Here is a 19,198-nt window from a genome sequence, read left to right on the forward strand (position 1 = left end):
GAAGCAGTGAATCAGTGCTTCAATGCTTCCATGGCCTACCGACGCACCCCCGCCGTACAAGCCCGCCTGGACGCCCAGCGCGAAGCGGTGCTCCAGTCGGCGGTCGGCCTGCTCGCCGAGCGCGGCTACGGCGGCTGCACGATGGCCGCCGTGGCGGACCGCGCCGGGATCGCCACCGGCAGCCTCTACCAGCACTTCTCCGGCAAGGCCGACCTGTCGGTGCAGCTGTTCCGCCGGGTGGTCACCCACGAGATAGACGCGGTCAACGCGGCGGTGGCCGTCCGGGACACCCCGCAGCAGCGGATCGCCGCCGTGGTCGAGACCTTCGCCGCCCGTGCCCTGCGCGCGCCCCGGCTGGCGTACGCGCTGCTGGTCGAGCCGGCCGACGCGGTCGTGGACGAGGAGCGCCTGGTGTTCCGGCGGGCGTTCCGGGACGTGATCGCCACCGAGATCGCCGCCGCCGTGGCGAGCGGCGAACTGCCCGAGCAGGACCCGGTGCTGACCGCCGCCGCCCTGGTCGGAGCGGTCGGCGAGGCCCTGGCCGGCCCACTCGCCGCAGCACCGGCCACACCGGCCGCACCAACCACACGGGCCGTACCAGCCACTCCAACCACACCGGCCACGAGCGACGACACCACGGTGGTCCCCGCCCTGGTCTCCTTCACCCTGCGTGCCCTGGGAGGACGCGATGACAGCGACGCATGAGGTCACCAACCAGGTGCCCCTGCCGTACGGACACGACACCGCCGCCGACCCCACCCTGCTCGCCGCCCTCCAGCGGGCCGGCGCAGGCTGGGCCGAGCCCGAGCTGCGCGAGCTGGGCCGGCTGGCCGGTTCCGAGCAGGCCGCCGAGTGGGGCCGGCAGGCCAACGAGAACCCGCCGGTGCTGCGCACCCACGACCGCTTCGGCCACCGGATCGACGAGGTCGAGTTCCACCCGTCCTGGCACGAGCTGATGCGCACCGCCGTCTCGTACGGCCTGCACGCCGCGCCCTGGCGCGACGAGCGCCCCGGGGCCCACTCCGCCCGCGCCGCCGGCTTCTTCGTCTGGAGCCAGGTCGAGGCCGGCCACACCTGCCCGGTCTCGATGACCTACGCCGCCGTCCCGGCCCTGCGCGCCAACCCCGCCCTGGCCGCCGAACTGGAGCCGCTGCTGGCCGCCCGGGAGTACGACTTCGGGCTGCGCGAGCCGCGCACCAAGCGCGGACTGATCGCCGGCATGTCGATGACCGAGAAGCAGGGCGGCTCGGACGTCCGCGCCAACACCACCACCGCCGCTCCGCAGCCGGACGGCACCTACCGGCTCACCGGCCACAAGTGGTTCACCTCGGCGCCGATGTCCGACCTCTTCCTGACGCTGGCCCAGGCGCCCGGCGGCCTCAGCTGCTTCGTGCTGCCGCGGGTCCTGCCGGACGGCAGCCGCAACCGCCTCCAGCTGATGCGGCTGAAGGACAAGCTCGGCAACAAGTCCAACGCCTCCGCCGAGCTGGAGTACGACGGCGCGGTCGGCTGGCTGGTCGGCGAGGAGGGCCGGGGCGTCCCGACCATCATCGAGATGGTCAACATGACCCGACTGGACTGCACCGTGGGTGCGGCCGCCGGCATGCGCTACGGCGCCACCCGGGCAGTCCACCACGCCCTGCACCGGCGGGCGTTCGGCAAGGCGCTGGTCGACCAGCCGCTGATGCGCAACGTGCTCGCGGACCTGGTGGTGGAGTCCGAGGCGGCCACGATCGTCGCCATGCGGCTGGCCCAGGCCACCGACCGGACCCTCGCCGGGGACGGGACCGAGGCGCTGGTCCGCCGGCTGGGCCTGGCGGTGGCCAAGTACTGGGTGTGCAAGCGCGGTCCGGCGCACTCCGCCGAGGCGCTGGAGTGCCTGGGCGGCAACGGCTACGTGGAGGAGTCCGGGATGCCCCGGCTCTACCGGGAGGCGCCGCTGGTGTCGATCTGGGAGGGCTCCGGCAACGTCGCCGCTCTGGACGCGCTGCGCGCCATGGCCAAGCGCCCGGAGAGCGTCGAGGCCTTCCTCGGCGAACTCGACGCCGCCGCGGGCGCGGACCGCCGGCTGGACGCGGCCGTCGCCGCGCTGCGCAAGGAGCTGACCGACCCGGGCGACCTGGAGTACCGCACCCGCCGGCTGGTCGAGTCGATGGCGCTGGCCTTCCAGGGCTCGCTACTGGTCCGGTACGGCAGCCCGGCGGTGGCCGACGCGTTCTGCGCGAGCCGGCTGGGCGGCGACCACGGCGGGGCCTTCGGCACCCTGCCGGCCGGGGTCGACACCGGGGCGATCATCGACCGCGCCCGCCCGGTGATCGTGTGAGCGGCCAGGAGGCCGACGGCGTACGGAGGTTCTGGCAGTCGCTCGGCCTGCCCGGGCTGATCGACGTGCACACCCACTTCATGCCGAAGAACGTCCTGGACAAGGTGTGGGCGTACTTCGACGCGGCCGGCCCGCTGGTGAACCGCCCCTGGCCGATCACCTACCGCGAGGCCGAGGAGCAACGCGTCCGGCGGCTGCGGGACTTCGGCGTCCGGGCGTTCACGTCCATGCTCTACCCGCACAAGCCGGGCATGGCCGGCTGGCTGAACGCCTGGGCCGCCGACTTCGCCGCCCGCACCCCGGAGTGCCTGCACACCGCGACCTTCTTCCCCGAGCCCGAGGCGCCCGGCTACGTGGCCCGGGCGATCGAGGACGGCGCCCGGGTGTTCAAGGCGCACCTCCAGGTCGGCGGCTACGACCCGGCGGACCCGCTGCTGGACGGGGTGTGGGGGCTGCTCGCCGATACCGGCACCCCGGTGGTCACCCACTGCGGGTCCGGGCCGGTGCCGGGCAAGTTCACCGGTCCCGGCCCGATCGGCGCGGTGCTGGAGCGGCACCCGGGCCTGGTCCTGGTGGTCGCCCACCTCGGGATGCCCGAGTACCGCGACTTCCTCGACCTGGCCGAGCGCCACCCGGCCGTCCGGCTGGACACCACCATCGCGTTCACCGACTTCGCCGAGGCCGACACCCCGTTCCCGCGCGATGAACTGCCGCGCCTGCGGGGGCTCCGGGACCGCGTCCTGCTCGGCAGCGACTTCCCCAACATCCCCTACCGGTACGTCCACCAGCTGGAGGCGCTGGCCGGGCTGGGGCTGGGGGAGGAGTGGCTGCGGGCGGTCTGCCACGACAACGCGGCCGCCCTGTTCGGGCTCCCCGCCCCGGCGGTCGGCTGACCGCCCGCAGGACCTCCGGCAGCTCCCGCACCTCCGACCACGGGTACGGCACCAGGCCGGTCCGCCGGGCACCCGGCGGACCGGACCGGCCGTTACCTGCGGGGTAATCGACGCCCGCCGCCCCGCCGGGCAGGGTGGTGTCACCCGGTGAGGCCGCCACGGCCCCGGGCCCCACCCCGACAGGAGGCGATCCGCCATGTCCGCCCACGCGAACACCGTCACGCCCGCCCGGCCCGGTCCGGCCTTCTCGCCGTGGACGGTGCGCGGCGCCCTCGTCCTGGACGCCCTGGTCACCGGCGGCAACGGCCTGGCCTACCTGGCCTTCTCCGGCCCGCTCGGCGAACTGCTCGGCGCCGGCCGCACCACCGTGGCCGACGTCGGGCTCCTCCTCCTCGGATACGCGCTCGCGGTGGGCGCGCTGGCCGGCCGCCGACGGCCGCCGGTGTTCGGGGTGCGGACGGTGATCGACCTCAACCTGGCCTGGGTGGTGCTCAGCCTGGTCGCGATGGAGGTGTGGCTGGAGCCGACCACCGCCGGGTTCGTCTGGATCCCGTTGCAGGCCGGGACGGTGGCCCTGTTCGCCGCCCTCCAGCTCACCGCCCTGCGGCGAGAGTCCCGGGCGCAGGGCTGAAAGCCGGGGCCCGGCTGAATACCGGGGACGGGGCTGAGGACCAGGGGTTACCGCTCCGGCCCGACCACGGCCTGGAGGAACCGCACCGTCTCCGCGTCGGCGGGCAGGAAGGTTTCCATGGCCAGCTCGGAGACGGTGACGTCCAGCGGCGTGTTGAAGGTCGCGATGGTGGAGAGGAAGGAGAGCACCCGCCCCTCGTACCGGATCCGCAGCGGCAGCGCGAACGGGAAGTCGTCGGCGCCGGGCCCGTCCCCGGCCGGCCCGTCGACCGGGTCCCCGGCCGGCTCGGGGTAGCCGCGGACCTCCTCGTACAGCCGGCGCAGCGGCTCGGCGCGGACCAGCTCCAGCTGCCGTTCCATCCGCTCCAGCAGGTGCTGCCGCCACTGCCGCAGGTTGACGATGCGCGGTGCCAGCCCGTCCGGGTGCAGGGCGACCCGGATCGCGTTGAACGGCGGCTCCAGCAGGTGCGGGGCGACGCCGTCCATGAGCAGCCCGAGCGAGCGGTTGCCCGCCAGCACCCGGAAGGACCCGTCGACCACGACCGCCGGGTACGGGTCGTGGGCGGCCAGCAGCCGTTCCAGCCCGGTGCGCAGCGCGGCCATCGACGGGTCGTCCAGCGGCGTCTCGGGGTAGTGCGGGGCGTAACCGGCCGCCAGCAGCAGGGTGTTGCGCTCGCGCACCGGGACGTCCAGCTGTTCGGCGAGCCGCAGCACCAGCTCCCGGCTGGGCCGGGAGCGGCCGTTCTCGACGAAGCTGAGGTGGCGGGTCGAGGAGTCCGCCCGCAACGCCAGTTCCAGCTGGCTGAGTTGCCGTCGTTCCCGCCAGCCCCGCAGCAGCGGGCCGACGCCGGTTCCCGTGGGGCTCCCCATGCCCGCCATGATCGTCATGGCCAAGGACGGTACTCGAACGAGCCCGGTCGACGGGAGGGGGCGATGGGGCTCAGCTGTGATCAGCGGTGATCAGCGGTGATCAGCGACGGTGATCCGCGGAGGGGATCCGGGGGAGCGGGGACCCGGGGACCCGGGGGCTCAGACGCCGGTGCTCGACCCCGGGCGGACGACCATGAGCACCACGACCACGGCCCACAGCAGGTTGAACACCCCGGCGGTCATCGGCAGCGTCTTCAGGCCGCTGACGGCCTTGGCGTGCTGCTCGTCCGACGGGTCGAGTTCGAGCGCGTCCACGGCGGCCTGCTGGCCGGGCAGGACGAAGAGCAGCAGCGAGAGCGCGGCGACCGCGGTCAGCACCATCGAGACGATCACCCAGGACTGCCCGAGCACGTCCATCACCTGGGCCAGGCCTATGCCCAGCACCGGCACCGCGACCCCGAGCAGCGCGTAGACCTGGGTGATCCGGTGCAGCACGCGCAGCACACCGGCGTCGGAGGCCCGGTCCGGGCCGCCGGCCAGCGCGGCCTTCGCCCGGCGGGGGAACATGCTGACGGCCACCGCGACCGGGCCGATGAACAGGACCGACACGAGGACGTGCAGGCTCAGCAGGAACTTGGCCATGGCGGGGCACCCTCTTGAATCCGGTGGGCAGCTGGTCGGCGGGCACACGCGTTCGACGTGCCCACGACCAGGCACGCTAACACCGCTTATCCACCGGCCCGCCGCGCGGGTGGGCGCCGGGGGCCGCCCCCCGGCCGGGCGCTCAGCCCGTCGCCGTGAGCTCCACGATCCGGGCCGGGGCGGTGCTGACGGCCGCGACGGCGGCGGCGTGCTCGGGGTCGGCCCAGTCGAGCAGGTGCAGGTCCTCCCACCGGCTGCGCAGCGGCGCGCCCGGCGGGACGGACAGCGGCAGCCCGGAGAGGTCGACCCGGCCGAGGGTGTCCAGGGTGGCCCGCCCGATCTTGATCAGCGACTCCTTGCGCACCCAGAGCCGCAGGAACGCCTGCTCCGGCTCCGCGTCGGCCTCCACGAGGGCCAGCTCCGCCGGGGCGAGCACCCGGCGGGCGACCGAGCGCAGCGACCCGCCCCGGGCGGACAGTTCGACGTCCACCCCGACCGGCTGGAACCCGGCACCGGCGGCGACCACGCCCCGCGTGTGCGACAGGCTCACGTGCACCCCGGGGTGGTCCGGCAGGTAGGGCTTGCCGTGGTCGGCGAGCCCGCAGTCCGGGCACTGCTGGGCGAGGACCAGGCCGGCCGCCGGCACGCCGAGCAGCCGGGCGGCGCAGAGCCGGACCAGCAGGTGCCCGGCGGTGAAGTCTGTCCGCCCGGACTCGTGCCGGAAGCGCGCGGCGCGCTCCCGTTCCATGGCGGTCAGCAGGTGCTCGCCCGCCTCGGGGTGCCGCAGTACGGCGTCGGCGGACGCGACGGCGACGAGCGGCGCGCTCTGTTCCTGGGCCTCGGTGGTCATGCGTCCAACCTAGGGCCTGCCGCCGAACTCCCGCCTGCCCGGGCGATCGCTGCTCCGTACGGATGAATTTCAGATCCGAACTGAGGATCTGTAAGGTACGAATAGTCCGATTTAAGGTTGGATATCCCGGATCTGCGGGATCGCTGGCAGATGGCACGGAACGCGGCAGTCCGTCCTGGCTTGCCCTTTTCTCATGCATGGAGGAATTGTCGATGGGTCAGGTCACCGGTTCGTCGGATCACAGAACCGCCGCCGTCAGGACTCCGGCCACGCCCAGGCGCCGGGCTGTCCGGGTCGCCGTGGCGACCGCCGTCGCCGCGCTGCCGCTGGCCGCGGTGCTGACGGTCGGTTCGGCCGCTCCGCTGGCCGCGCCGCTGGGCGCCTGCTCCGGGTCCGACTGCCCCGGCACCTGGCCGCCGCCGCACAACGGCGACTTCCCCGGCCGTGACGCCACCGTCAACGTCTTCACCGGCGGCGACTACACCGTGAACGGCCGGGCCGCGGAGGCCGAGGGCAGGATCGTCGCCCTGGGGAACCTGACCGTCGACAAGAACGGCGGCGGCGTCTACAACATGGGCGTCGTCGGTGTCGGCTCGCGCGTGGTGCCGCCGAACGGCAGCGACTTCGTGACCACCGGCGGCAACGTCGACGTCAGGACCGGCAACAGCGTCCTGATCGGCGGCAGCGACTCACACGGCCCGGCGTTCGGCAACCTCCGCCACACGGGCTCGGTCACCGGCACCGTGAACATCGACCCGACCGGCGAGTCGATCCAGGATCCGGACGCCGCCGCGCCCTACCGGTCGGTGCTGACCCGGATCGAGGAGGTCTCCGCCTGCGTCGGCCGGGCCACCGCGACCGGCACCGTCGCGGTCACCGCCAGTGAGGCGACCTTCACCGGGGACGGGACCAGCATGAGGCAGGTCTTCAACGTCACCCGGAACCTCGCCTCGCCGACCGGCGGGCAGATCGGCCTGGTCTTCGACGGCATCCCGGCCGGCGCCACCGTCGTGGTGAACATGCTCGGGGACAGCCCGATCATCAACACCTACACCGGCACCGGTCTGGCGGGCGACCGGACCACCGAGCTGCGCTCCAGGCTGATGTACAACTTCCCGACCGCGAGCTCGGCGCAGATCCTCGGCAGCGCCCAGTTCCAGGGCTCGGTCATGGCCGGCAACCCGGGCGGCACCACGACGATCGCCCAGCCGGGCATGAACGGCCGGGTGTACCTCGCGGGCAACCTGATCCACACCGGCACCGGCGGCTACGAGATCCACAGCTACCCGTTCGACGGCGACCTGCCGGACTGCGCCGTGACGCCCAGCCCGTCGCCGACCTCACCGACGCCGACCCCTTCGCCGACGTCCCCGAGCCCGACCTCACCGTCGCCGACGTTCCCGAGCCCGACAGCACCGACGCCCACCTCCCCGACGCCCACCTCGCCCGCGCCGACCTCCCCGACGCCGACCTCGCCGTCGGCCACTGCGACGACGTCGAGTGCGGCCCCGACCAGCCATCACCCGACCGGGAATCCGACCAGCCACCACCCCGGTGGCGGTGGTGAGCTGCCCTCCACCGGCGCGGGCAACGCCTCGGTGGTCCTCGGCCTGGCGGGCGTCGGTCTGCTCGGCCTCGGCGGTCTGGCCGTGCTGGCCGCCCGCCGTCGCGGCCGCCACGGCTGACGGCCCGTACAGCTGAGCAGCGGAACGGCGGCGCGGGCCGCCCGAGTCGATCCGACCGGGTGGCCCGCGCCGCTTCTGCTTCCGCCCCCGTCCCCGGCTTCGGCCGCCTACCGTTCGCCCGGGTAGTGGGCGAGGCCCGAGCCGAGCAGCCCGAAGGCCCGGTTCACCGCCGCCTCCACCCGGGTCCGCACCGTCTCGGCGGGCTCCCCGGCCACCACGGCCCGCCGGATCTCGCCGAGTACGGCCCGGTGGGCCCCCGCCACGGCCCCGGCCACGATCCGGGGGAGCGGGTCCTCCGGTGCGGCTCCCGACTCCTCGGCCAGGGCGGCCGCCAGCGCCCCCTCGGCCCGTTCGCCGAGTTCCAGCAGCCGGGCCCGCAGGGCGGCGCTGTCCTCGACGATCCGCCAGAACACCGCCATCCCCGGGTTCAGTCCGACCGTCGGCTCCCCGCTCGCGAAGGCCGTCAGCAGGTCGGCCCGGACGGCGTCCACGGCCGTGCTGCCCGCGGGGCGGTGCCGGACCACGGCGGCCAGGTGGGCGACCACCTCCTCCTGCCGGTCGAAGAAGAGGTCCTCCTTGGTCGGGAAGTAGTTGAAGACCGTGTTCGGCGAGACCCCGGCGGCCCGGGCCACCTCGACCACCGTGACCCGGTCGAACCCGCGCTCGGCGAACAGGCCCATGGCGGTGTCGGACAGCAGCTCCCGGGTCTGCTGCTTCTTGAGTTCGCGAAGTCCCATGGCCGGATTCTATCCGCAGAACGTGGTGTCACTCAAAACTTGTGGTGACACCAAGAATATCCGCTAGGGTGGCGGCATGACCTTCACCTTCGGCATCTACCCTGGCGGAGCGGCCGGTGACGACAGCGGCGTGATCGTGCCCGCCCGCCCCGACGACCCGGCCCGCATCACCGCCGCCCTGCGCCGGCTCCAGGGCGGCGCGGCGCAGTTCCTGGTCCGCGCCTACCGCTCGTACCCGGGCGGCGAGCACACCCCGGAGCGGCCCGAGCGGTACGCCGTCGAGGGCCGCCGGCTCGACCTGGTGGTCCAGTACCGCGACCGCGGCGGGGAGTTGGCGGGCTGGCTGGACTTCGTCCGGCGGACGGTCCGGACCGAGGGGCACCGCCTCGCCCTGCTGCAGATCTGCGAGGAGCCCAACCTCGACCTCCCGCCCGTGGACGGCAGCATCCCGAACGTCCGCCGGGCGCTGGTCGAGGGCGTGGTCGCGGCCAAGGAGGAGGCGCTGGCCCACGGGTTCGACCGGCTGGCCGTCGGCTTCAACGCGGTGCCTTCCTTCGACCCCGCGGACACCTTCTGGCCCGAGCTCGGCCGGCTCGCCGACGAGCGCTTCCACCGGGCCCTGGACTACGTCGGCCTGGACTTCTTCCCGGACGTCTTCCGCCCCGTCCCTCCCGGTCAACTGGCCGACGCGGTACGGGCGGTGCTCACCGGGTTCCGCCGGGACACGCTGCCCCGGGCCGGGATCGGGCCCGGCGTCCCGCTGCGGATCTGCGAGAACGGCTGGCCCACCGGCCCCGGGCGGAGCGAGGCCCGGCAGGCCGAGGTGGTCGCGGAGGTGGTCCGGACGGTCGCCGGGCTCGCCGCCGAACTCAACGTCGTCGGCTACGCGTTCTTCGCCCTGCGCGACGCGGACAGCGCGGGCGTCGGCCCGTTCCCGCACTTCGGCCTGCTGCGCGACGACTACACGCCCAAGCCGGCCTTCGCGGTCTACCGCGCGCTGGTCGAGGAGCTGACGAACTGACGCCCCGCGCGCCCTAAAGCCTGTCTGACAAATGAGGCTGTGGTGTGGGGGTGTCGGCCGTTCGGCTGTCGCCGGCCTGGCCGTGTCGAGCGCGCCCGCCCACGGCCCGGTCACCGCCTGCTCCCGGTTTTAGAGGGCGGGCCCTGGTGTGCGGTCCGCCTCGGAGCTGGCGGCCGTCCACCGCCCGGGGTCGGTCTCGGCGGTCGGGCTCCGACGCGACCAACCCGCCATGCAGCGCCCGAACAGGCCCGGGATGAGGGCTGCCCTTGAATGGCTCGCGCGAGGCATCAAGATCGGTTTCGGCGATCCGGACAGCGGCCCGGGCCTTGAACAGACGATATGACGCAGAATTCCAGCAAAAGAATCCAAACCCGAAATATCACCGCCCACTTCGCGGCAATCATCCATAAAGGGCGAGCGGTGGGCGAGCAGGGGTCCGCGCATCCAGGAGAGGGCCCGCGGCTTGGCGGGGTGAGCGACTGGCCTGAGGCCGATCTCGGTGAACAGGCACTGCTGGTCTGGGTAGAGGTCGGCCCGGCCGGGGTCTCAGCGCCTGACTGGTAGCAGAGGGGCAGTGATCGCGGTCAGGACCTTCGCCGCTGTTTGCAGGAAATTGGTGGCGGCGGGTCATCAATAATCATACGATCAGAGCCGGTTATCCCTGCACATCACGTTCGGACACAGTCAGGATGGTGAAATGACCAGGTCCACGACCAGGTTCGCCCAGGGGACCGCGATCGCAGCCGCAGCGGTCGCACTAACGGCCTTCGCTCCGACGGCGGCCCAAGCCTACGGCTCGTCCGGCATCACTCCCGCCACGGCGGGCTCCAGCCCTGCACTCGCAGAATCCATATCCTCCAGCCCCGCACTCGCAGGCTCCATACCCCCTTGTACGGCCCACAACGCGAACAACAACCTCGGCGTCGGCTTTTGGGCCGACTACACCATCGTGTCGACCGCGGCATGGTGCAGCTACAGCTACAAGTACGAGCTCGCCATGCAGGGCGATGGCAACCTCGTGCTGTACAACAGGGAAAGCGGCTCGGCGATCTGGGCCACCGGCACGTACAACCACCCGGGCGCGACGGCGAAGATGCAGTCGGACGGGAACTTCGTTGTCTACGACACCAACGGCGCCGCTCTGTGGTCCACCGGTACCTGGTGGGCCGGCGCCGACTCGCACTTCGTGTTCCAGAACGACGGCAACCTGGTCGTGTACCAAGGCCAGGGCGAAGGTAAGCCGGTATGGGCCAGCGGCACCTACGGCGCCTGATCTCCCACCCGGCGGGGCCAAGTCCGCTGCCCCGCCGCAGCGCCTGAACCAAGGTGCGGCGCTCCGAAAGGAGCTGTCCTGTCCTTGGGTTCTAAAGCCTGTCTGACAAATGATCTTCTGGTCGCGTCGCGGAGCCAGAGGATCATTTGTCAGACACGCCCTAGCCGGCTTCGAGCAAGCGCTCCACGGTGCGGCGCCGGGCGGCGACGGCGCGCACTGGTGCGCCGATCACCCGGTCGGCCGGGGCGAGGGTCGGAGTCCACCAGGCACGCCCTACGTCACCTCGCCCCGGCGGGAGAAGCGCTCCGCCCGCCACTCGCCGCTCTCCAGCACCTCGGCCAGCTGCCGGGCGGCGTCCCAGACCTCGGTGTACGAGAGGTAGAGCGGCGTGAAGCCGAAGCGCATCAGGTCCGGCGCCCGGAAGTCGCCGATCACCCCGCGCTCGATCAGCGCCTGCACCACCGGGTAGCCGTCGGTGTGCCGCAGCGCGACCTGGCTGCCGCGCCGGGCGTGCTCGCGCGGGGTCACCACCTCGATGCCGTCCAGCCCCTCGGTCAGCGAGACGAACAGGTCGGTCAGCGCCAGGCTCTTCGCCCGGACCGCCGTCAGGTCGACCCGCTCCCAGACGTCCAGCGAGGCGTCGAGGGCGGCCTGGCCGAGCAGCGAGGGCGAGCTGGTCAGGAACCGGCCGACGCCCGGCTTCGGGTCGTACCCGGGCTCGAAGGCGAACGGCCGGGCGTGGCCGAACCAGCCGCTCAGCGGCTGGAGCGGGCCGGCCGCCAGGTGCCGCTCCGCCACGTACAGGAAGGCCGGTGAGCCGGGGCCGCCGTTCAGGTACTTGTAGGTGCAGCCGACCGCGAAGTCCGCGCCGGCGGCGCCGAGTCCGACCGGCAGCGCGCCCACCGAGTGGCACACGTCCCAGATCATCAGGGCGCCCGCGGCCCGCACCCGGGCGGTGATGCCGGGCATGTCCAGCAGCTCGCCGGTGCGGTAGTCCACGTGCGAGAGGACGACCGCGGCGACGTCCCCGTCCAGGTGCCGGTCCAGCTCCTCGGGACGGATCAGCGTGCTGCGCGCGCCCTCGACCAGGCCGGTCACGCCCTCGGCGATGTACAGGTCGGTCGGGAAGGCCTCGGCGTCGCCGAGCACCGTGCGCCGGCCCGGGCGCAGCCGCAGCGCGGCCGACAGCACCTTGAACAGGTTGACCGAGGTGGTGTCGCAGACGACCACCTCCGCCGGATCGGCGCCGATCAGCGGCGCGATCCGCCGCCCCAGCCGGTACGGCTGCTCGAACCAGCCGGCGTCGTTCCAGCTGCGGATCAGCTCCCGGCCCCACTCCTCCTCGACCACCCGGCGCACCCGCTCGGGCGTGCGCACCGGCAGCGCGCCCAGCGAGTTGCCGTCCAGGTAGATCACCCCGTCCGGCAGGGCGAACTCCTTGCGGAACGCCGCCAGCGGGTCGACGGCGTCCAGCGCCGCGCACTCCTCGCGCGTGGTCATGCCCGTCCCTTCCCCGTCATCCGTGTGCACAGCCCGTCCCGTCCCCGAAGCGCCCGCCACCGCCGCCGCACCCGTCACGTCCGTCACCGCCGTCACCATCGTCTCGTCCGTCACGGTCGTCTCGTTCGTCACAGCCCGTCCCGGATCGTCCACAGCTCCGGGAACACGTCCTGCTCGGCCGACTTGCGCAGCCAGGTGAGCCCGCTGGAGCCGCCCGAGCCGGGCTTGCCGCCCATGGTCCGCTTGACCGCAGAGAGGTGCCGCTGGCGCCATCGGGTGACCCGCTCGGCCACGTCCAGCAGGGCTTCGGCGAGCGGCTGGAGCGCGGCGAACTCCGGCTCCGTGTAGACCCGTCGCCAGGCCGCCTCGACCTCCGCGGACGGCTGGTAGCGCTGCTCGGAGGGGGCCTGCCGGGGTGCCAGGCCGCGGCGCGCCAGCAGGGCCAGCGCCTCGTCGTACAGGCCGGGGGAGCGCAGCGCCTCGGTCAGCTCGGCCTGGGTGCCGGGCATCCCGTCGTACATCTTCAGCAGCGCGGCGTTCTTGTTGCCGAGCAGGAACTCCAGCCGCAGGAAGGCGGAGGACTGGAAGCCGGAGGCCTCGCCGAACAGCGCGCGGAAGGAGTTGAACTCGCGCGGGGTCATGGTGGCCAGCAGGTCCCAGGACTCCACCAGCACGTCCTGCACGTGGGTGCCCCGGCGCAGCGCGGCCAGCGCGGCGGTCAGGTCGTCCTCGCGCAGCGCCTGCCGGGCGAGGGTCCACTCGTGCCGCAACAGGTCGAACAGCAGCTCCATCACCTGGGTGGTGACGATGAACGACAGCTCGGCGGGCTCCTCGCTGCGCGGGTGCTGGAGGCCGTGCAGCTCGTCCAGGCGCACGTACTGGGCGTACGGGGTCCCTCGGCCCGGTGCTCCGCCGCGACCGAACGACAGGTTCGGTGTCTCCACCGTGTCGTGCCCCATACCCAGTGCCTCCTGATCCTCCGGGCCCCGTCGCCCGGTCCGGTGAACCAGCCGGACTGCCGGGTTCCACCGGGTGCCCATTGTGCGGCGGCGGTGCCCCCCGCTTGAATGGTCGACGGGCATCGCAACCGCGTTCGGAGCTGTCGTTCGCGAGGCGTTCCGCCGATTCGCTTTACGAACGGAAATCCCTTGATCCCGACCACCCGGGAGGTCGCTTTGGACGCCGTCGACCGTCGTCTGCTCGCCGAGCTCCAGGCCGACGCCCGGCTCTCGTACAACGAACTCTCCCGCCGGGTGAGCCTGTCCGCACCCGCGGTGGCCGAACGGGTCCGCCGGCTGGAGTCCGAGGGGGTGATCAGCGGCTACCACGCCCACGTGGACCTCACCCGGGCCGGGCTGCCGATCACCGCGCTGGTCCAGATCCAGTGCTACGGCCCGCGCTGCGTGCTGCGCGACCCGGAGGTGCCGACCTGGCCGGAGGTGGTCCAGTTGCACCGGGTCACCGGCGGGGCGTGCTGCGTGCTGCTGGTCGCGGTGTCGTCGATGGCCGAGTTCGAGGCGGTGTGCGACCGGCTCGGCCGCTACGGCCAGCCGTCCAGCTCGATGATCCTCTCCAGCCCGGTGCCCTGGCGGCCCGTGGTGCCGCCGCGCTGACCGCCGCCGCGTCGTCGCACGGGGCCGGTCGGCGCCCGCCGGCCTTGACGCGGACGTCAGGGAGTAGGTTGCCCGGCATGCTGAACGAGCGCCACATCCTGCTGTTGCCCGGGAGCCTGCGGGCCGGTTCGACCAACGAGACCGTGCTGCGCACCGCGGCCGCGGTGGCCGCCGCCACCCCGGGTCTGCGGGCTACGTACTACGAGGGGCTGGCCGGGCTGCCGCATTTCAACCCGGACCACGACACCGACCCGCTGCCGGAGCCGGTGGCCGCGCTGCGGGCCGCGATCGAGGCGGCCGACGCGCTGCTGGTCTGCACCCCCGAGTACGCCGGGACGCTGCCGGGCGCGTTCAAGAACCTGCTGGACTGGACGGTCGGCGGGACCGAGATCTCGGACAAGCCCGCCGGCTGGATCAACGCCGCCGGCCCGGGCCGCGGCCAGGGGGCCGAGGCCACCCTGCGCACCGTCCTCGGGTACACCGGCGCGGCCGTGCTGGACGAGGCCTGCGTCCGGCTGCCGCTGGCGCGCGGGGCGGTCGGCCCGGACGGGCTGGTCGCCGACCCGCTGGTGCGGGAGCGCATCGGCGAGGTGCTGGCCCGCCTCGCGGCGGACCGACCGGCGGACTGACCGGCAGGCGGACCTCCGGGCGGGCCGACGGGCTCAGTGCCCGTCCGGAAGGTGCACCCCCAGCCCGGCCAGGCCCTCCAGGAACAGTTCCACGCCGACCGCCGCGAGCAGCAGCCCGAGCAGCCGGGACAGCACCTCCAGCGAGGTGCGGTGGGTGCGTCGCATCAGCGGCGCGAGCACCGCCACGCACAGGTAGTTGATCACCGCGACGGCCACGTACGCCCCGGCGACGGCGGCCTTCCACCCCCAGTCGTCCTGGTTGAGCGAGGCGACCAGGACGGCCGTGATGGCGAGCGGGCTGGCGATGTACGGCAGCAGCAGTTCGCGGATGCCGTCCACCAGCGGGTTCGCCAGGTGCTCGTCCTCGTCGCCGTCCGAACCGAGGTGGACGCCGAAGACCAGCGCGACGGCGTAGACGAAGAAGATCGCCCCGCCCGCGAGCTGGAGCGACTGGTCGCTGATGTGGAACAGGGTGGTCAGTTCGTCGGCCCCGAAGCCGAGCACCAGGCCGATCACCGCCGAGACGGCCGTGCTCAGCGCCGCCAGCCTTCGCAGCTCGAGGTTGCTGCGGGTCCCCGCCAACCGGGCGAAGGACAACAGGGTCTTCGGGGGGCCGACCACGGCGAAGAAGGCGATGAAGGCGCTGCTCAGGTTGAAGACGAACATGGGCCCAGCATGACCGCGGGGCCCCGGGCGGCCGGTCCGCCACGCCCCGTGGCCGGGCGTGGCGCGAATCTCCCCGCCGGGCGGTTCATTCCTGGTCGGGGGCGGATTCGCCCGGATGACGGTCCCGGCTCGAAGCGGCGGGCGCTCTCGGTTGCTATGGAGACAGGACCGCCACCGAGCGGGTCCACGCCGCCGCGGAAACGAGGATGCGACATGTGCCTGAACCGTAAGGACCTGGGCCTGCTGGCCCTGCGCAGCGCGGTCGGCGGAGTGCTGATCGCGCACGGCACCCAGAAGCTGTTCGGCTGGTTCGGGGGCGGCGGCCTGGAGGCCACCACCGAGGCCATGGAGCACATGGGCTTCCACCCGGCCCGGCAGAGCGCGCTCGCGGCCGGTCTCGGCGAGGCGGGCGGCGGTGCGCTGCTGGTGGCCGGGCTGGCCACCCCGGCGGCCGGCGCGGTGGTGGCCGGGACGATGGCGGGCGCGGTGTCCGTGCACGCCCCGGCCGGCTTCTTCGCGATGTCCGGCGGTTACGAGTACCCGGCCTTCCTCGGCGCGACCGGGCTGGCGATCGGCCTGGCCGGTGCCGGCCGGTACTCGCTGGACCACCTGACCGGCCACGTCTTCGACCGGCCGTGGGTCGGCCTGGCGTCCTTCGTGGCGAGCGCCGCCGGGGCGTACGGCGTGGTGGCGCGGCGCCGGCACCTGGTGCGGCTGCGCGAGGAGCGGGCCGCGGTGGAGGCGGACTCGCAGGAGGGCTCCGGGCTCTCCTAGGGCCCCTCTTCGAACCTCCCTGTCTGCGGCCGCGTCACCCGGAGGCAGCAGCCCTGCTGGCGGCGGTCCACCGGCCCTCGGAGGGTGGGCCGGGAGGTGTGCCGGGCAGCCCGGCGCCGACCGGAAACGAGGGACCGCATGGACCGCCAGCCGCTCACCCGCGCCCGGGCCAGTCTTCGCCCCGCGGACGCGGGTTCGCCGACCGGCCCTGGCTCCCCGACCCCGCCGAGGGCCACCGCGCAGGACCTGGACGCACCGCCGCTGCGCCGCCGACGGTGCGCGGTGGCGGGGGTGTTGGCCGTTGCGGCGGTCGTCGCGGCGCTCGCGGGCTGCTCCTCCTCCGGCAAGAGCGCGAGCAGCGTGGCCTCCTCGGCCGCGGCCGCGGTGGAGAAGGGCGCGAGCGCGGCCGCCTCCGCCGCCTCGGCGCTGGCCGGCGGGGCGGGGGCGGCGATCGCCTCGGCGGAGGCGCGGGCCTCGGCGGCGGTGTCGTCCGCCTCCTCGGCCGTCGCCGGGATCAAGGGCGGGCTGGACGCCAAGGGGGACGTCACCGCCGGGACGGTGACCACCGGTTCGGACGGCAGGCCGGAGGTGCCGCTGACCGTCACCAACCACGGCCGGCAGTCGTACCGGTACGTGATCCAGCTGGACTTCACCGACGAGTCCGGCAAGGTGCTGGACGCGACCGCGGTGACCGTCCAGGACGTTGCCGCCGGGCAGAGCGCCCAGGCCACCGCGCACGCCAACCGGAGCCTGTCCGGCACGGTCAAGGCCGAGGTGGCCAACGCCGTCCGCTACTGAGTCCGGCACCCGGTACCGCCCCAGTACCGACTCCGGCATCCGGCTCCGATGCCGACTCCGGTACGGACTCCGCGTGCAGCCGCCCAGCTCAGCACGGGGGTGGAACCTTAAGCGGGTCTCAAGGCCGAACAGCACCCCTTGACGGGCGAGTTGGTCTAGTCCATTTTTGTTGCCCAGGTGCAGGGAGCCCCTGAACCGGCGTCAGCGGTCGTGTGCCGCCGGCGCCGGTTCGGCACATCCCGGTAGTCCGTCATGGTCTGATCCGCTCGATTCCCCACCCATGCCTGTCATGTCCCGGTCGTCCGGCCCCACCCCGGACGCGTGCCCCCCCCGGGGCCGACGGGTACCCCCACAACCAGGAGTCACGCACCCATGCTGCGCTCACGCATTGAAAGGGCCGGGACCCCGGCTCCGCAGGGCGGCCGCCGACGCCGCCCCAAGAGCCTGGCCGCCATCGCGGCCGGCACCACCGCCTCCCTGCTGCTCGGCGCCGGCCTCGCGCTGTCCGGCGGCGGCGCGGCCAACGCCGCGACCACCAACTCCACCGGCGCGCCCGCCACCAGCGGCGGCATCAAGGTCGCCTACTTCGACCAGTGGTCGATCTACGCGAACGCGTACTACCCCAAGACGATCCAGGACACCGGCGTCGCCAAGAACCTGGACTACCTGATCTACTCGTTCGCCAACATCCACCCGACCGACCTGGGGTGTTTCGAGGCCACCAAGGCCGCCGACACGAACGACAACAACCCCAACGCGGGTGACGGCGCGGGCGACGCGTTCGCCGACTACCAGAAGAGCTTCGGCGCGGACATCTCGGTCGACGGCGTCGGCGACGTCTGGAACCAGCCGATCGCGGGCAACTTCAACCAGCTGAAGAAGCTGAAGGCGAAGAACCCCAACCTCAAGATCCTGATCTCGCTGGGCGGTTGGACCTACTCCAAGTACTTCTCGCCGGCCTCCGCCACGGACGCCTCGCGCAAGCACCTGGTGTCGTCCTGCATCGACATGTTCATCAAGGGCAACCTGCCCACCGAGGCCGGCTACGGCGGCCCCGGCACCGCGGCCGGCCTCTTCGACGGCGTCGACCTCGACTGGGAGTACCCGGGCGGCGGCGGCCACACCGGCAACATCTCCAGCCCGGCCGACAAGCAGAACTTCACCGCGCTGCTGAAGGAGTTCCGCACCCAGCTGGACGCGCAGGGCAAGACCGACGGCAAGACCTACGCCCTGTCGGCGGCGGTCGGCGCCGGCCAGGACAAGATCATGAACGTCGAGACCGACAAGATCGGTCAGTACCTGACCTTCCTCGACGTCATGACCTACGACATGCACGGCGGCTGGGACCCGCAGGGGCCGACCAACCACCAGGCGCCGCTGTACTCGGGCCCGAACGACCCGTCGACGCCGGCCAAGCCGGGCAACGGGAAGTACTCGATCGACAACGCGATCAAGGCCTGGACCGCCGGTGACAAGGAGTACGGCATCCCCGGCGGCTTCCCCGCCAACAAGATCAACATGGGTGTGCCGTTCTACTACCGCGGCTGGACCGGGGTGAAGGACAACGGCAAGCACGGCCTGTTCCAGCCCGCCACCCAGCCGGCGGCCGGTGCGGCGATGTCCGGCAACGTCCCCGGCATCCAGATGTTCAAGGAGCTCGCGGGCTTCGTCGACAACCCGTCCAAGACCTTCTGGGACGACGACGCGAAGACCACGTACTTCTACGACGGCAACACCTTCTGGAGCGGTGAGGACGCCAAGTCGATCCAGGCCAAGATCGACTACGCGCACTGCAACGGCCTCGGCGGCTCCTTCGCCTTCTCGCTGTACGACCTGGGCACCAAGACCGGCCTGTTCGACAAGATGGTGAGCGCCACCAACGGCTCGGCCTCCGCCTGCCCGGCCCCGCCGACCGGCACGCCGACCCCGACCCCGACCGGCACTCCCACCGGCACGCCGACCAGCACCCCGACCGGCACGCCGACCACGACCCCCACCGGCACCCCGACCGGCACCCCGAGCTCCTGCCCGGCCGCCCCGAGCTGGGACGCGAACACCACCTACGCGGCCGGCGGCACCAAGGTCTCGTGGAAGGGCCACTACTACACCAACAAGTGGTGGACCAAGGGCGACGACCCGAGCCTGAGCGGCCAGTGGGGCGTCTGGACCGACAACGGCCCCTGCTGACGACCGACGGACCGCCGAGGGCCTGACGGACCCTCGCAGCACCTGAACCGACGGGTCCGGCCCGCCGGGAGGAACCTCCTCCCGGCGGGCCGGACCCGTTCGCGTTC

The 19,198-nt window shown here is 73.0% G+C and carries 19 protein-coding genes; 12 read left to right on the plus strand and 7 right to left on the minus strand.

From position 1 onward, the window contains the following. The first annotated feature begins 30 nt into the window (after window positions 1–30). From ACZ7RU_RS01895 to ACZ7RU_RS01910, 4 genes are all read left to right on the plus strand, one after another. Window positions 31–705 carry a TetR/AcrR family transcriptional regulator gene (locus tag ACZ7RU_RS01895; protein ID WP_470339002.1) on the plus strand — a complete coding sequence of 225 codons (675 nt, stop codon included), beginning with the start codon at window positions 31–33 and terminating at the stop codon, window positions 703–705. Further along, window positions 689–2,323 (plus strand): acyl-CoA dehydrogenase family protein, encoded by a 1,635-nt coding sequence (locus tag ACZ7RU_RS01900; protein WP_470339003.1) that lies wholly within the window; start codon window positions 689–691, stop codon window positions 2,321–2,323. Before ACZ7RU_RS01895 ends, ACZ7RU_RS01900 begins: the two co-directional genes overlap by 17 nt. Beyond that, on the plus strand, window positions 2,320–3,216 hold the full coding sequence (locus ACZ7RU_RS01905; RefSeq protein WP_470339004.1) for an amidohydrolase family protein: 897 nt from the start codon (window positions 2,320–2,322) through the stop codon (window positions 3,214–3,216). Before ACZ7RU_RS01900 ends, ACZ7RU_RS01905 begins: the two co-directional genes overlap by 4 nt. 196 nt (window positions 3,217–3,412) lie before the next feature. Next, window positions 3,413–3,847 (plus strand): hypothetical protein, encoded by a 435-nt coding sequence (locus ACZ7RU_RS01910; protein ID WP_470339005.1) that lies wholly within the window; start codon window positions 3,413–3,415, stop codon window positions 3,845–3,847. A gap of 47 nt (window positions 3,848–3,894) precedes the next feature. On the opposite strand, the gene ACZ7RU_RS01915 is transcribed toward ACZ7RU_RS01910, so the two are convergent. From ACZ7RU_RS01915 to ACZ7RU_RS01925, 3 genes are all read right to left on the minus strand, one after another. Next, the gene (locus tag ACZ7RU_RS01915; protein WP_470339006.1) at window positions 3,895–4,734 is read right to left on the minus strand and encodes a helix-turn-helix domain-containing protein; all 840 of its coding nucleotides are present in this window, start codon (window positions 4,732–4,734) and stop codon (window positions 3,895–3,897) included. 141 nt (window positions 4,735–4,875) lie between these two features. Continuing rightward, window positions 4,876–5,358, minus strand: coding sequence for a DUF2269 family protein (locus ACZ7RU_RS01920; RefSeq protein WP_470339007.1), 483 nt, complete (start codon window positions 5,356–5,358; stop codon window positions 4,876–4,878). 142 nt (window positions 5,359–5,500) lie between these two features. Beyond that, a complete protein-coding gene (locus ACZ7RU_RS01925; RefSeq protein ID WP_470339008.1) occupies window positions 5,501–6,208 on the minus strand; it encodes a 4'-phosphopantetheinyl transferase family protein in 708 nt (235 codons plus the stop codon). Between the two features lie 299 nt (window positions 6,209–6,507). Here ACZ7RU_RS01925 and ACZ7RU_RS01930 point away from each other — a divergent pair, with 299 nt between their 5' ends. Then, window positions 6,508–7,893, plus strand: a complete 1,386-nt coding sequence (locus ACZ7RU_RS01930) for a choice-of-anchor A family protein (RefSeq protein WP_470339009.1) — start codon at window positions 6,508–6,510, stop codon at window positions 7,891–7,893. A 107-nt stretch (window positions 7,894–8,000) separates the two neighbouring features. Here ACZ7RU_RS01930 and ACZ7RU_RS01935 read toward each other — a convergent pair whose 3' ends face one another. Further along, a complete protein-coding gene (locus tag ACZ7RU_RS01935) occupies window positions 8,001–8,630 on the minus strand; it encodes a TetR/AcrR family transcriptional regulator (RefSeq protein WP_470339010.1) in 630 nt (209 codons plus the stop codon). 76 nt (window positions 8,631–8,706) lie between these two features. Between ACZ7RU_RS01935 and ACZ7RU_RS01940 the strand changes: the two genes are divergently transcribed. Together ACZ7RU_RS01940 and ACZ7RU_RS01945 are read left to right on the plus strand one after the other, a co-directional pair. Continuing rightward, window positions 8,707–9,651, plus strand: coding sequence for a hypothetical protein (locus tag ACZ7RU_RS01940; protein WP_470339011.1), 945 nt, complete (start codon window positions 8,707–8,709; stop codon window positions 9,649–9,651). Window positions 9,652–10,348: 697 nt separating this feature from the next. Continuing rightward, window positions 10,349–10,924, plus strand: a complete 576-nt coding sequence (locus ACZ7RU_RS01945; RefSeq protein WP_470339012.1) for a hypothetical protein — start codon at window positions 10,349–10,351, stop codon at window positions 10,922–10,924. A gap of 273 nt (window positions 10,925–11,197) precedes the next feature. Here the strand turns inward: ACZ7RU_RS01945 and kynU are convergent, their stop codons facing one another. Next, a complete protein-coding gene (gene kynU / locus ACZ7RU_RS01950) occupies window positions 11,198–12,424 on the minus strand; it encodes a kynureninase (protein WP_470339013.1) in 1,227 nt (408 codons plus the stop codon). Window positions 12,425–12,552: 128 nt separating this feature from the next. Further along, entirely contained in the window at window positions 12,553–13,383 is an 831-nt protein-coding gene (locus ACZ7RU_RS01955; protein WP_470339014.1) for a tryptophan 2,3-dioxygenase, read from the minus strand. Window positions 13,384–13,572: 189 nt separating this feature from the next. On the opposite strand from ACZ7RU_RS01955, the gene ACZ7RU_RS01960 reads away from it, so the two are divergent. Both ACZ7RU_RS01960 and ACZ7RU_RS01965 read left to right on the plus strand, forming a co-directional pair. Continuing rightward, entirely contained in the window at window positions 13,573–14,037 is a 465-nt protein-coding gene (locus tag ACZ7RU_RS01960; RefSeq protein WP_470339015.1) for an Lrp/AsnC family transcriptional regulator, read from the plus strand. Between the two features lie 77 nt (window positions 14,038–14,114). Further along, window positions 14,115–14,666: an NADPH-dependent FMN reductase gene (locus ACZ7RU_RS01965; RefSeq protein WP_470339016.1), complete on the plus strand. Its 552-nt coding sequence runs from the start codon at window positions 14,115–14,117 to the stop codon at window positions 14,664–14,666. 33 nt (window positions 14,667–14,699) lie between these two features. On the opposite strand, the gene ACZ7RU_RS01970 is transcribed toward ACZ7RU_RS01965, so the two are convergent. Beyond that, entirely contained in the window at window positions 14,700–15,332 is a 633-nt protein-coding gene (locus ACZ7RU_RS01970) for a MarC family protein (RefSeq protein ID WP_470339017.1), read from the minus strand. A gap of 213 nt (window positions 15,333–15,545) precedes the next feature. On the opposite strand from ACZ7RU_RS01970, the gene ACZ7RU_RS01975 reads away from it, so the two are divergent. From ACZ7RU_RS01975 to ACZ7RU_RS01985, 3 genes are all read left to right on the plus strand, one after another. Further along, the gene (locus ACZ7RU_RS01975) at window positions 15,546–16,106 is read left to right on the plus strand and encodes a DoxX family protein (RefSeq protein ID WP_387748594.1); all 561 of its coding nucleotides are present in this window, start codon (window positions 15,546–15,548) and stop codon (window positions 16,104–16,106) included. A gap of 138 nt (window positions 16,107–16,244) precedes the next feature. After that, window positions 16,245–16,904, plus strand: a complete 660-nt coding sequence (locus tag ACZ7RU_RS01980; protein WP_470339018.1) for an FxLYD domain-containing protein — start codon at window positions 16,245–16,247, stop codon at window positions 16,902–16,904. 372 nt (window positions 16,905–17,276) lie between these two features. Continuing rightward, window positions 17,277–19,091: a glycosyl hydrolase family 18 protein gene (locus ACZ7RU_RS01985; protein ID WP_470339019.1), complete on the plus strand. Its 1,815-nt coding sequence runs from the start codon at window positions 17,277–17,279 to the stop codon at window positions 19,089–19,091. The last annotated feature ends 107 nt before the right edge of the window (window positions 19,092–19,198 follow it).

It is taken from the genome of Kitasatospora sp. NPDC114501, assembly GCF_055633695.1.

Bases quoted from the DNA above. Each gene is read 5' to 3' on its own strand.
- ACZ7RU_RS01895 (WP_470339002.1), top strand. From the start codon at position 31: ATGGCCTACCGACGCACCCCCGCCGTACAAGCCCGCCTGGACGCCCAG.
- ACZ7RU_RS01900 (WP_470339003.1), top strand. From the start codon at position 689: ATGACAGCGACGCATGAGGTCACCAACCAGGTGCCCCTGCCGTACGGA.
- ACZ7RU_RS01910 (WP_470339005.1), top strand. From the start codon at position 3,413: ATGTCCGCCCACGCGAACACCGTCACGCCCGCCCGGCCCGGTCCGGCC.
- ACZ7RU_RS01915 (WP_470339006.1), bottom strand. From the start codon at position 4,734: ATGACGATCATGGCGGGCATGGGGAGCCCCACGGGAACCGGCGTCGGC.
- ACZ7RU_RS01920 (WP_470339007.1), bottom strand. From the start codon at position 5,358: ATGGCCAAGTTCCTGCTGAGCCTGCACGTCCTCGTGTCGGTCCTGTTC.
- ACZ7RU_RS01925 (WP_470339008.1), bottom strand. From the start codon at position 6,208: ATGACCACCGAGGCCCAGGAACAGAGCGCGCCGCTCGTCGCCGTCGCG.
- ACZ7RU_RS01935 (WP_470339010.1), bottom strand. From the start codon at position 8,630: ATGGGACTTCGCGAACTCAAGAAGCAGCAGACCCGGGAGCTGCTGTCC.
- ACZ7RU_RS01940 (WP_470339011.1), top strand. From the start codon at position 8,707: ATGACCTTCACCTTCGGCATCTACCCTGGCGGAGCGGCCGGTGACGAC.
- ACZ7RU_RS01945 (WP_470339012.1), top strand. From the start codon at position 10,349: ATGACCAGGTCCACGACCAGGTTCGCCCAGGGGACCGCGATCGCAGCC.
- kynU (WP_470339013.1), bottom strand. From the start codon at position 12,424: ATGACCACGCGCGAGGAGTGCGCGGCGCTGGACGCCGTCGACCCGCTG.
- ACZ7RU_RS01955 (WP_470339014.1), bottom strand. From the start codon at position 13,383: ATGGGGCACGACACGGTGGAGACACCGAACCTGTCGTTCGGTCGCGGC.
- ACZ7RU_RS01965 (WP_470339016.1), top strand. From the start codon at position 14,115: ATGCTGAACGAGCGCCACATCCTGCTGTTGCCCGGGAGCCTGCGGGCC.
- ACZ7RU_RS01970 (WP_470339017.1), bottom strand. From the start codon at position 15,332: ATGTTCGTCTTCAACCTGAGCAGCGCCTTCATCGCCTTCTTCGCCGTG.
- ACZ7RU_RS01975 (WP_387748594.1), top strand. From the start codon at position 15,546: ATGTGCCTGAACCGTAAGGACCTGGGCCTGCTGGCCCTGCGCAGCGCG.
- ACZ7RU_RS01980 (WP_470339018.1), top strand. From the start codon at position 16,245: ATGGACCGCCAGCCGCTCACCCGCGCCCGGGCCAGTCTTCGCCCCGCG.
- ACZ7RU_RS01985 (WP_470339019.1), top strand. From the start codon at position 17,277: ATGCTGCGCTCACGCATTGAAAGGGCCGGGACCCCGGCTCCGCAGGGC.